At 39.2% G+C, this 14,334-nt stretch carries 2 protein-coding genes; one reads left to right on the top strand and one right to left on the bottom strand.

Going from position 1 to position 14,334, the window contains the following annotated elements:
• Positions 1 to 170: 170 nt before the first annotated feature.
• On the bottom strand, positions 171 to 455 hold the full coding sequence (locus tag PF027_RS06080) for a GIY-YIG nuclease family protein (RefSeq protein ID WP_270872749.1): 285 nt from the start codon (positions 453 to 455) through the stop codon (positions 171 to 173).
• Positions 456 to 865: 410 nt separating this feature from the next.
• Here PF027_RS06080 and PF027_RS06075 point away from each other — a divergent pair, with 410 nt between their 5' ends.
• Positions 866 to 14,323: a YadA-like family protein gene (locus PF027_RS06075; RefSeq protein ID WP_270877237.1), complete on the top strand. Its 13,458-nt coding sequence runs from the start codon at positions 866 to 868 to the stop codon at positions 14,321 to 14,323.
• The last annotated feature ends 11 nt before the right edge of the window (positions 14,324 to 14,334 follow it).

Raw genomic sequence — 14,334 nt, 5'->3', positions numbered from 1 at the left:
ATTGCGAGGAGCGAAGCGACGAAGCAATCCAGAGAAATTCCAATAAATTTCAATTATCAAATAAATTTTATAAATTTCGAATTCTCTTTAAATTTCCCTGGATTGCTTCGAAATACTTCGTATTTCTCGCAATGACATATCGAGCAAAAATTGCTTCGCAATGACAAAATTCAAATCTCATAATACAAATCTTTCCAAAATGGATTTACGCTTTCAATCAAAGCTAGTTTTTGTTTTCTGCTTCCGCCTTTTAGCTGTTTTTCGCGCAAAATCGCACTCTCTACGCTATCGCAACTCTCAAAATACCCGAGTTTATCCACGCCATATTTTTCGGTAAAACCTTTGAAAATTTTGTTTTTGTGCTCGTAGATTCTGCGTTTTAAATCATTTGTTACGCCGATATACAAAGTGCCGTTTCGTTCGTTAAAAAGGATATAAACGAAGTATTGTTTCAAATTTTTGCCTTCATTTTTTGTAAAGTATATCAAAATTCGCCTGATTTGTCATTGCGAGGAGCGAAGCGACGAAGCAATCCAGGGAAATTCTAAAAAATTTTAATTCACAGATAAATTTCAAATTATCAAATGAATTTTGACAAATTTTTAGAATTCTCTCTAAATTTTTCTGGATTGCTTCGCTACGCTCGCAATGACAGATTAGGCAAATTCTCAAAAATGACATATCGAGCGAAAATTCTCGCACTCACAACCCCCCAAATTTCCCCCAAAGACGGCGCAAAAAAAAACGGCGATAAATTTTATCCTTTACAAATGTGTAATTAAACTTCGTTTAATTTTTAAAGAGTTAAAATACGGAGTTATTTATCACATTTTGCGATTAAGTTCGCAGAAAAAAGGAGTTTTTCATGAACAAGGTCTATAAGCTCAAAAGGAGCTCACACGGCGTCAAGGTCGTTAGCGAGATCGCTAAGGGACACAGTGGCGAAAAAACTGTGCGCGAGGGGTTCGGTAGCACGATTTTTTCAAGCATTGGCAAGATAGCGAGCGCGCCTGCTCTGGGACGGCTGGCTATGTCGCTAGCTACGATAGTGGCTATCAGTGCGCCATTTGCACCAGAGGGTCTGTATGCTCGCAATATTATAGATGGTGAAAATCAGGTAGTTTCGGGTGAGGGAGTCATTGCATTCGGCGATGGTGTTACTGTGGAGTCAAATAATGCTGTTGCAGTCGGCAAAGATGCTCAGGCTGGAGGAAGCGATACGGCACAAATTAAAATTATTGCCAGCTATATCAATAGTGGTGAATTGACAAAATTAGTAGCCAAGGCTTATACACAAGCAGAAATGCAAGCCATGGGTCTAAGCACTGCGACAAAGACTTATTACTATTTAGGTTATCAAACTGCTAGTGGATTTGTTAAAGTCGGTGGTTTGGATAGAGATTTAGATTTATATCAAGATGGTGCTACTAGGGGAGATGACGGAATCGTAAGTGGAACCAAACGCGCAGATTTACTTCGAACCTATTCTTTTATCAGTGGAGAAAATTATGCGGATGGCAATAATAACGGCGATATGGTAAATCATAGGAGATATTGGGTTGGTGATAATGCCGAAGAGGTAACTAAGAATATCAATCAGTTTATAGATAATAATAAAAATAACGGCACATTACTTGGCGGTAACATTTCTTCCGTTGCTTATATTGCTAAGGGTAGTGGAGATGATCAGGTATCAATAGGTCACAATTCGATAGCTGCTGCCGATAATACTATCGCTCTTGGTAGCAAGGCACAAGCTTCGGGTGACAGAAGCACAGCCATAGGTAAAAATACATTTGCAAAAGATGCCGGAACCGTAGCTATCGGTGGTGGAGATAGGACTGAATATGGCTTATATAATAACGGAGATTTAGGTGGTTATGAAGTTTATGATAATGGCAAAGCAATAAGGAAAATAGAAGTTGGCGGAGCTAATGCCATTGGCAAAGGAGCGGTCGCCATAGGCGCACAGTCTTTGGCTGATGGTGGTGCAACCGGGCAAGGTAATGTCGCTATTGGATACCTAGCTATCGCAAAAGATTTATCAAAAAGATCTGATAATGCTGGGCAAAGCGTAGCTATCGGAACGCAAGCTAAGGCTATCGGTTCGCAAACAATTGCACTTGGTGCTAATACTGTCGCCATCGGGTATGGCTCTATCGCTATCGGTGGTGATGATATTGGTAAAGAACAAGACAACAACAGAACTGATAATCCGAATAATAAATACGATTTAATCACAGCGTATATAGAAGAGCTTGGTGGAAACGGTGTTGCATCCGAAAGAACAAATATGCTACAAAGCGCATTTAATAACGATGGCAAAATTGCTTGGAAAAATAATGTTGGTTATTTAGCTACATTATCTGGTGGTTTGGCTTCCATGGCTATCGGTCAAAGTTCTATTGCGACAGGCACTTTCTCTAATGCACTAGGTTTCACAAATACAGCTAGCGGTATCGCCTCTAACGCTATCGGTGTAAGCAATATCTCTGCGGGTCACCTCTCTACCACAATCGGTGTAGAAAATAAAGTCTATGACACGAATTCTACTGCAATCGGTGTAATAAACTATATCGACGAGCACTCTCAAAATGCTATGGCATTAGGTAACCGCAATAGGATGTTTGACTCTAACTTCTCTATCTCAGCTGGTTACTATAATACAAACAAAAACGAAAATACTATTACCGTCGGTTTAGAAAATACCGCAGATGGTAACACTAGTTCAGCCGTAGGTCTAAAAAACTATGCTCATGGCAATGGTGCTATTGCTGTGGGTGGAGGAAATATAGCGTGGGATGCAAATTCAACCGCATTTGGTATCAGAAATGAGGCTTGGGTTGCAAATACCCTAGCTATCGGTTCAGAAAACAATGCGACTGGTTTGAATTCTATGGTGCTGGGTTCAGAAAACAACGCTACTAAGAAAAATTCTGTTGCTGCTGGTATGAGAAATGTAGCTGGTGCTGAAAAATCAGCTGCTCTTGGTTATGAAAACAAAGCATTAGCGTCGGAATCTTTCGCTGTGGGTTCTGGTAATACCGTAACCATAGATGGCAATAAATCTATCGCTCATGGTTTTAATAATACCGTAAGCGGTAAAAGTTCTATTGCTATGGGTAGCAATAATACCGTAACTGGCGATCGCTCAGGTGTGTTTGGCGATCCGAGCAATATCGACGGTGATGATAGCTATGCCATAGGTAATAATAATAAAATCAAAGACAGCGACGACAAAACATTTATTTTGGGTAATAATGTCCAAACTACTATTGGAAATTCTGTATTTCTTGGCGATGGTGCAGCGTATGTGACAGGTGATACCTCGGCTAGTATGGATACATACTCTACAAATTCTGTCGCGATAGGAAAGATTGCGGCAAACAAATTAAGCTTTGCAGGTGCTATACCTACTGGCGTAGTGAGCATAGGCAACGCCACAGCTCCACGCAGAATCCAAAATGTCGCCGCTGGTCTGATCTCTGCTGCTAGCACAGACGCAATAAATGGAAGCCAACTATACTCTGTGATAGAGAATTTGCCAAGTGGCGGTAGTATCACTAGCGACAACAGAGTCGTAAGAATCGATGATGATAAAATAGTAAGCCCATATATACACATAAACGGTGTAGCAGGCGCTCCTGCTACTTCTGCACAAGCTACTGGCACAAACGCCGTAGCAATTGGTGCAAATTCACAAGCTAATGGTGATAACTCTACTGCGTTTATGGGAACTACTGCTACTGGTGAAAATGCTATGACTTGGGGCACAGGCGTAAGTGCTGGTGGATATGTGCAAGAAGCAAGAATACAAGTAGCTGATTATGAGACACACGATATTTATCGTCGTTCTAATAATCAAGCAAGCGCAGGTTATAACCAAAGCGGATATATTGGAACACATAGTGATTGTAGTAATTATGCATTTTATTTTGTGGAAAATGGTAAAAAAACTGGTGGCAAAGATTGCGTTGGAAGAGACTTTTATAATTGGGGTTACAAGTTAGAGCAAGATGCTCAAATCGAAGTAGGTTCGCACATGGAAACAACCTCTGTGCCTGTCGCAGGAGGTCAAAATGCTACTGCATTTGGTTCTAATACGATTGCTGGCGGAGATCAATCTACTGCATTTGGTGAAGCTACGCATGCTGGAGTAAAATATCAATATGATAATAAAGATGTTACTCCTATCCAAAAAACAATCAAATTAAAAGATGGTACAGAAGTTGTGGCATGGGTGCTTATGAAGGAAGATGGTACTTATGTAGAAGGATTTGATGCGCAAGCAAGTAGCAAGGATCGCAGAGCTGAAAACGGCGAATTATATTATATGAATCGCGGCATGATGATGAGCAGTATAAATAAAATAGTCGCCGGTAAAAACGCTACTGCTTTTGGCGAGGGAACCAATGCTAGTGGAGACAATTCTACTGCGTTTGGTTATAGAACTATTGCTAGCGGAACAAGAGCTACTGCTTGGGGACATCAAACCATAGCTAGTGGCAAGAGAGCAACCGCATTTGGCATGGAAACACAAGCGACAGGAAGCCAATCTACTGCATTTGGTTACAGAACTATTTCTAGTTCTGAAAATAGCGTTGCTTGGGGCTCTAATACTGAGGCTTACGGTATAGGTTCGACCGCTTGGGGTTCGCATACTAAATCAGCAGGAGATAATTCGACTGCTTGGGGTAGAGAATCTCTGGTAAGTGCAGGCACGGTGACTTATGGTGGTAAAGATTACACTGATGTAACTATTGAAATTAAAATCGAAAAAGTGCCTTCTCCGGGAGATCCGAGTGTAACGATTAATACTGGTTATTATTTTGTGCAGGGTAAAGATGAAGAAGGAAATATAGTAACCATATATGATAATGATGAAAAATGGCTTTGGAACGAAAGTGGTGCTACTGATTTAGACCAAAGAAAAGAAATCGCAAAATGGATTTTGAATAATAACGGTTCATTGGCAGCCGATTTTTCAACTGCTTTTGGCGATGGCTCGAAAGTCTATGCTCCTAATGCACTTGGTGCATTAGGCGGTATTATTGAGGGAAAGGCAGAGAATTCAGCTGCTATCGGCAAGGGTGCGACTGTATCTGTGGCTGATACCATAGCGCTTGGTAGTGGTTCGGTAGCTAATAGAGATAATGTAGTTACGCTTTCATCTTCCGATGAAAACCGAACTTATAAAGGCTACGATGTTCAAACAAAAACAGCAGGCAAGGACAATTTAAAAATGCCTGATAATGCTGTATGGATTGGCACAGCAAATGCTATCGCAGTCGGAAATATAGATAAAAATATCACTCGCCAAATCACAGGCTTAGCCGCTGGTAGCGAGGACACAGACGCAGTCAATGTCGCTCAACTAAAACGAGCAGTGAGCGGTGCTGGCACAATTTGGTCTGTGGGTATAGACAAAAATGGCACTGGCACAAACAATGACGGAACTCTTACATTTGGCAAACACACAGTAGGCACTGAGGATTATAATAAAACTGGTCTTGACTTTATCGCTGGGGATAATGTAGATATCTCGTATGTCGAGCTAAGCAAAGATAATAATGAAACTAGTAGTGCGTATGGCATTAAATTTAGCGCGAAAGATACAAATGTAACTTCTAAAAACGGCACAGTTATCATAGCTACTACACGCAGCGATGATAATATGACAACAAACTATGATTTGAAAGTCCCTGTCAAACTAGGTGGTGATAACAATGACACTATTACTCTTGTTTCATATAACAAGGCGGGCGAGCCTATATATGATAAAAATGTAACATTGACTAATGTCGCACCTGGCGTAGATGACACTGATGCTGTTAATGTATGGCAGTTGAAAAAAGGCGTAGAGGGTAATAAAACAAAAGTTACTGTCAATGGTGGCACAGTCGCTCCGACAGACGGCACTTACACAGATGGTAACCTAAAACTTACTCATGGCGGTGAAGATAACAACACCTATGACCTAAAACTTGCTAATAACCTAACAATAGGTGAAAAAGGTGAAAACGGCAAACCTGGTGAAGATGGTCAAATCAAAGTTATCGACAAAGATGGTAATCCAGGTGTAACTGTTGCTGCAAAAGATGGCAATGGAACTATCGGCTTAAATGGCAAAAATGGTAATGACGCAGTTAAAGCTGATATTACTCTTGAAAAAGGCGAACCTGGTGTTAAAGAGACAAACGAAAAAACAAGAATTGTCTATACAACAGAAGATGGCAAGAAAGAGACTATCGCTACGCTTAATGATGGTTTGAAATTTGGTGGAAATTACCTAGAAGGCACTGATAAAAATATCAGCAAAAAACTTGGTGAAACTCTTGAAGTTGTAGGAAGCCATAAAGCTGGTAAAGATCAACTAACTACTGGCAACATTGGTGTTATCAATGATGGTGAAAAACTAGTTATTGAACTTGCTAAGGCTGTTGATTTAACAAAAGATGGAAATTTAACAATTGGAAATACTTTTGTTAATAATAATGGCTTAACCATTAATAATACCGACCCTGATAAAATTATCAAGCTTACAGATAACAATGTTAGCATGGGTGGAAATCAAATTCACAATGTCGAAGCTGGTGAGGCTGATACAGACGCAGTCAATGTATCTCAACTAAAAGAAGCAGCCGAGGGTAATAGAACTTATCTTACTGTCAATGGTGGCACAGAAGCGCCTAAGACCCCTGGTCAATACACAGATGGTAACCTAAAACTTACTCATGGCGGTGAAGATAACAACACCTATGACCTAAAACTTGCTAATAACCTAACAATAGGTGAAAAAGGTGAAAACGGCAAACCTGGTGAAGATGGTCAAATCAAAGTTATCGACAAAGATGGTAATCCAGGTGTAACTGTTGCTGCAAAAGATGGCAATGGAACTATCGGCTTAAATGGCAAAAATGGTAATGACGCAGTTAAAGCTGATATTACTCTTGAAAAAGGCGAACCTGGTGTTAAAGAGACAAACGAAAAAACAAGAATTGTCTATACAACAGAAGATGGCAAGAAAGAGACTATCGCTACGCTTAATGATGGTTTGAAATTTGGTGGAAATTACCTAGAAGGCACTGATAAAAATATCAGCAAAAAACTTGGTGAAACTCTTGAAGTTGTAGGAAGCCATAAAGCTGGTAAAGATCAACTAACTACTGGCAACATTGGTGTTATCAATGATGGTGAAAAACTAGTTATTGAACTTGCTAAGGCTGTTGATTTAACAAAAGATGGAAATTTAACAATTGGAAATACTTTTGTTAATAATAATGGCTTAACCATTAATAATACCGACCCTGATAAAATTATCAAGCTTACAGATAACAATGTTAGCATGGGTGGAAATCAAATTCACAATGTCGAAGCTGGTGAGGCTGATACAGACGCAGTCAATGTATCTCAACTAAAAGAAGCAGCCGAGGGTAATAGAACTTATCTTACTGTCAATGGTGGCACAGAAGCGCCTAAGACCCCTGGTCAATACACAGATGGTAACCTAAAACTTACTCATGGCGGTGAAGATAACAACACCTATGACCTAAAACTTGCTAATAACCTAACAATAGGTGAAAAAGGTGAAAACGGCAAACCTGGTGAAGATGGTCAAATCAAAGTTATCGACAAAGATGGTAATCCAGGTGTAACTGTTGCTGCAAAAGATGGCAATGGAACTATCGGCTTAAATGGCAAAAATGGTAATGACGCAGTTAAAGCTGATATTACTCTTGAAAAAGGCGAACCTGGTGTTAAAGAGACAAACGAAAAAACAAGAATTGTCTATACAACAGAAGATGGCAAGAAAGAGACTATCGCTACGCTTAATGATGGTTTGAAATTTGGTGGAAATTACCTAGAAGGCACTGATAAAAATATCAGCAAAAAACTTGGTGAAACTCTTGAAGTTGTAGGAAGCCATAAAGCTGGTAAAGATCAACTAACTACTGGCAACATTGGTGTTATCAATGATGGTGAAAAACTAGTTATTGAACTTGCTAAGGCTGTTGATTTAACAAAAGATGGAAATTTAACAATTGGAAATACTTTTGTTAATAATAATGGCTTAACCATTAATAATACCGACCCTGATAAAATTATCAAGCTTACAGATAACAATGTTAGCATGGGTGGAAATCAAATTCACAATGTCGAAGCTGGTGAGGCTGATACAGACGCAGTCAATGTATCTCAACTAAAAGAAGCAGCCGAGGGTAATAGAACTTATCTTACTGTCAATGGTGGCACAGAAGCGCCTAAGACCCCTGGTCAATACACAGATGGTAACCTAAAACTTACTCATGGCGGTGAAGATAACAACACCTATGACCTAAAACTTGCTAATAACCTAACAATAGGTGAAAAAGGTGAAAACGGCAAACCTGGTGAAGATGGTCAAATCAAAGTTATCGACAAAGATGGTAATCCAGGTGTAACTGTTGCTGCAAAAGATGGCAATGGAACTATCGGCTTAAATGGCAAAAATGGTAATGACGCAGTTAAAGCTGATATTACTCTTGAAAAAGGCGAACCTGGTGTTAAAGAGACAAACGAAAAAACAAGAATTGTCTATACAACAGAAGATGGCAAGAAAGAGACTATCGCTACGCTTAATGATGGTTTGAAATTTGGTGGAAATTACCTAGAAGGCACTGATAAAAATATCAGCAAAAAACTTGGTGAAACTCTTGAAGTTGTAGGAAGCCATAAAGCTGGTAAAGATCAACTAACTACTGGCAACATTGGTGTTATCAATGATGGTGAAAAACTAGTTATTGAACTTGCTAAGGCTGTTGATTTAACAAAAGATGGAAATTTAACAATTGGAAATACTTTTGTTAATAATAATGGCTTAACCATTAATAATACCGACCCTGATAAAATTATCAAGCTTACAGATAACAATGTTAGCATGGGTGGAAATCAAATTCACAATGTCGAAGCTGGTGAGGCTGATACAGACGCAGTCAATGTATCTCAACTAAAAGAAGCAGCCGAGGGTAATAGAACTTATCTTACTGTCAATGGTGGCACAGAAGCGCCTAAGACCCCTGGTCAATACACAGATGGTAACCTAAAACTTACTCATGGCGGTGAAGATAACAACACCTATGACCTAAAACTTGCTAATAACCTAACAATAGGTGAAAAAGGTGAAAACGGCAAACCTGGTGAAGATGGTCAAATCAAAGTTATCGACAAAGATGGTAATCCAGGTGTAACTGTTGCTGCAAAAGATGGCAATGGAACTATCGGCTTAAATGGCAAAAATGGTAATGACGCAGTTAAAGCTGATATTACTCTTGAAAAAGGCGAACCTGGTGTTAAAGAGACAAACGAAAAAACAAGAATTGTCTATACAACAGAAGATGGCAAGAAAGAGACTATCGCTACGCTTAATGATGGTTTGAAATTTGGTGGAAATTACCTAGAAGGCACTGATAAAAATATCAGCAAAAAACTTGGTGAAACTCTTGAAGTTGTAGGAAGCCATAAAGCTGGTAAAGATCAACTAACTACTGGCAACATTGGTGTTATCAATGATGGTGAAAAACTAGTTATTGAACTTGCTAAGGCTGTTGATTTAACAAAAGATGGAAATTTAACAATTGGAAATACTTTTGTTAATAATAATGGCTTAACCATTAATAATACCGACCCTGATAAAATTATCAAGCTTACAGATAACAATGTTAGCATGGGTGGAAATCAAATTCACAATGTCGAAGCTGGTGAGGCTGATACAGACGCAGTCAATGTATCTCAACTAAAAGAAGCAGCCGAGGGTAATAGAACTTATCTTACTGTCAATGGTGGCACAGAAGCGCCTAAGACCCCTGGTCAATACACAGATGGTAACCTAAAACTTACTCATGGCGGTGAAGATAACAACACCTATGACCTAAAACTTGCTAATAACCTAACAATAGGTGAAAAAGGTGAAAACGGCAAACCTGGTGAAGATGGTCAAATCAAAGTTATCGACAAAGATGGTAATCCAGGTGTAACTGTTGCTGCAAAAGATGGCAATGGAACTATCGGCTTAAATGGCAAAAATGGTAATGACGCAGTTAAAGCTGATATTACTCTTGAAAAAGGCGAACCTGGTGTTAAAGAGACAAACGAAAAAACAAGAATTGTCTATACAACAGAAGATGGCAAGAAAGAGACTATCGCTACGCTTAATGATGGTTTGAAATTTGGTGGAAATTACCTAGAAGGCACTGATAAAAATATCAGCAAAAAACTTGGTGAAACTCTTGAAGTTGTAGGAAGCCATAAAGCTGGTAAAGATCAACTAACTACTGGCAACATTGGTGTTATCAATGATGGTGAAAAACTAGTTATTGAACTTGCTAAGGCTGTTGATTTAACAAAAGATGGAAATTTAACAATTGGAAATACTTTTGTTAATAATAATGGCTTAACCATTAATAATACCGACCCTGATAAAATTATCAAGCTTACAGATAACAATGTTAGCATGGGTGGAAATCAAATTCACAATGTCGAAGCTGGTGAGGCTGATACAGACGCAGTCAATGTATCTCAACTAAAAGAAGCAGCCGAGGGTAATAGAACTTATCTTACTGTCAATGGTGGCACAGAAGCGCCTAAGACCCCTGGTCAATACACAGATGGTAACCTAAAACTTACTCATGGCGGTGAAGATAACAACACCTATGACCTAAAACTTGCTAATAACCTAACAATAGGTGAAAAAGGTGAAAACGGCAAACCTGGTGAAGATGGTCAAATCAAAGTTATCGACAAAGATGGTAATCCAGGTGTAACTGTTGCTGCAAAAGACGGCAATGGAACTATCGGCTTAAATGGCAAAGATGGTAATGATGCAGTTAAAGCTGATATTACTCTTGAAAAAGGCGAACCTGGTGTAAAAGAGACAAACGAAAAAACAAGAATTGTCTATACAACAGAAGATGGCAAGAAAGAGACTATCGCTACGCTTAATGACGGCTTGAAATTCGAGGGTAATTACCGAGATGGCACTAACGACCCTATCGCTAAAAAATTAAATGAGCAAGTAGATATAGTAGGAACTCATACAGCTGGTAAAGATAAACTAACTACTGGTAACATTGGTGTTATCAATAATGGCGAAAAACTAGTTGTTGAACTTGCTAAGGATGTAAATTTAACAGAAGCTGGAAGTATTTACTTCGGCAAAGATGGTGCAAAAATCAGCAACGATAATGGAGACATTAAAGTTGGTGATGAAAACGGAGGACCAGTTAAGATTACAAATTTAGCTCCTGGTGAAGCTGATACAGACGCAGTCAATGTATCTCAACTAAAAACAGCAGCTGAGGGTAATAGAACTTATCTTACTGTCAATGGTGGCACAGAAGCACCTAAGACCCCTGGTCAATACACAGATGGTAACCTAAAACTTACTCATGGCGGTGAAGACAACAACACCTATGACCTAAAACTTGCTAATAACCTAACAATAGGTGAAAAAGGCGATGGCACACCTGGAAAACCTGGCGAAGATGGTAAAATCGAAGTTATCGACAAAGATGGCAATCCAGGTGTAACTATCGCTGCAAAAGACGGCAATGGAACTATCGGCTTAAATGGCAAAGATGGTAATGACGCAGTTAAAGCTGATATTACTCTTGAAAAAGGCGAACCTGGTGTAAAAGAGACAAACGAAAAAACAAGAATTGTCTATACAACAGAAGATGGCAAGAAAGAGACTATCGCTACGCTTAATGACGGCTTGAAATTCGAGGGTAATTACCGAGATGGCACTAACGACCCTATCGCTAAAAAATTAAATGAGCAAGTAGATATAGTAGGAACTCATACAGCTGGTAAAGATAAACTAACTACTGGTAACATTGGTGTTATCAATAATGGCGAAAAACTAGTTGTTGAACTTGCTAAGGATGTAAATTTAACAGAAGCTGGAAGTATTTACTTCGGCAAAGATGGTGCAAAAATCAGCAACGATAATGGAGACATTAAAGTTGGTGATGAAAACGGAGGACCAGTTAAGATTACAAATTTAGCTCCTGGTGAAGCTGATACAGACGCAGTCAATGTATCTCAACTAAAAACAGCAGCTGAGGGTAATAGAACTTATCTTACTGTCAATGGTGGCACAGAAGCACCTAAGACCCCTGGTCAATACACAGATGGTAACCTAAAACTTACTCATGGCGGTGAAGACAACAACACCTATGACCTAAAACTTGCTAATAACCTAACAATAGGTGAAAAAGGCGATGGCACACCTGGAAAACCTGGCGAAGATGGTAAAATCGAAGTTATCGACAAAGATGGCAATCCAGGTGTAACTGTTGGAGCAAAAGATGGCGAGGGAACTATCGGTATCAATGGTAAAGATGGTAAAGACGCCGAAATCACAGTAGCTAAGGGTAAAGATACGCTTGATAATGAAGAACCAGGTAGAATTATCTACAAAACTAAAAACAAAACTGGTAATGAGATCACATTGCAAGTTGCTACTATGGAAGACGGCTTGAAATTCCAAGGCGATTATAACGGCGAGGTAGCTAAAAAACTAAATGAAAAACAAAATATCAAAGGTAACCACACAGCCGGTAAAGATAGCCTAACCAACGGCAATATCGGCGTTGTTAATGAGGGTGGTGATTTGATCATTAAACTCGCTCAAAATATTGACCTAGGAAAAGACGGAAGTGTTAAAGCTGGCGATACTACTATCAACAACGATGGTTTGACTATTGCAAATGGTCCAACTATAACCAAAAACAATGTTGATATGGGTGGAAAACAAATCCACAATGTAGCAAAAGGAACTGCCGATGATGACGCTGTCAATGTATCTCAATTAAAAGAAGTTGAAGGTAAAATCAAGGCTCCAAATACAGTTTCTCTAAAAAATGGAGAACAAAATTTGGCTATGATTGAAACTAAAAATTCTGACGGCAGCACAAACTACGAATTGGCGTTAAATAAAGATATTACTTTGGATAAAGGTAGTATAAGTATTACTGGTGATAAAAACAATGTAAATATCACAGGCGATAAAGTAGATGTCGGCGGAAATAAAATAGAAAATGTTGCAGCTGGCACAGCTCCAACTGATGCAGTTAATGTATCTCAACTAAAAGAGCTAGTTGGTAACTACACTGTTGAAAACTACACCGATGAGGAAGGCAATACATTTAAAAATGTAGTTCAAACAAAAGATGAAAAAGGCAATACCGTAACACTAAAAACTTACAATGTCAAAGATAAAGGCGAGTATGTTACAAACAATGTCGTAACTGCGATTTCTAAGATGAACGAGCAAGGTATTAAATACTTCCATACAAATGAAGATGAAAATTTCAAACCAGAAGAACAAAGAAAGAATACTGTCGATTCATCAGCCAGTGGCGGACATGCGACAGCTATTGGTTATCAAGCAGACGCTAGTGGTAAATCATCATTAGCTGTTGGCGATAATGCAAATGCAAGCGGCGAGCAATCTATCGCTATCGGTAATGGTGCACAAGCTAGTGGAGCTCAGTCTATCTCTATCGGAACTGGCAATGAAGTCCATGCTAACAACTCAGGTGCATTTGGTGATCCAAATACCGTAACACTAGAAGCCGATGGAAGCTATGTGGTCGGTAATAATAACAATGTATCTACAAAAGATACATTTGTATTAGGTAGTAATGTAACTAGCACAGTTGAAAACTCGTTATTCTTCGGTAATAATGCAGCTTATGTAGCAGATGATAATACTAGAACAAAAGGTAACGCAAAAGGCTACAACAGTGCAGAAGTTAAAGCTACAAACGCAAACGGCGAAGAAGTTACTATCGGCGTGAAAGAATTTGCAGGCGGAGATGAAGTCGTAGGTGTAGTCAGCGTCGGAAAGGGTAAAGACAGTAAAGGTGTAGCACAAACACGCCGAATTCAAAATGTCGCACCTGGTCTAATTAGCAAAGACAGCACCGATGCGATCAACGGCTCACAACTATACTCTGCTATCGAGGGTATCGCCGAGCATTTGGGTAGCAACATAACAAATATCAATCAAAGAATTGATAATTTGGACAAAAAAATTGACAATGTTAGAGATGAGGCTAGGGCTGGTATCGCTTCTGCTATCGCTATCGGTAACCTACCACAATCTACAATCCCTGGTAAGGGTATGCTAAGTGTGGGTACTGGATATTACCAAGATGAGGGTGCTCTATCTATCGGTCTATCAAAAATGTCAGACAATGGTAAATGGGTATTTAAATCATCTATCTCAGTCGATACACAAGACAACATTGGCGCAGGCGCGTCTTTGGGCTTCCACTTCTAAGGTAGCCTAGT

The sequence above is a fragment of the Campylobacter sp. VBCF_01 NA2 genome, from assembly GCF_027797205.1.
Classification (GTDB): domain Bacteria; phylum Campylobacterota; class Campylobacteria; order Campylobacterales; family Campylobacteraceae; genus Campylobacter_B.
Note: the sequence above shows the minus strand (reverse complement) of the source record. Positions and strands in the feature narration are given on the sequence as shown.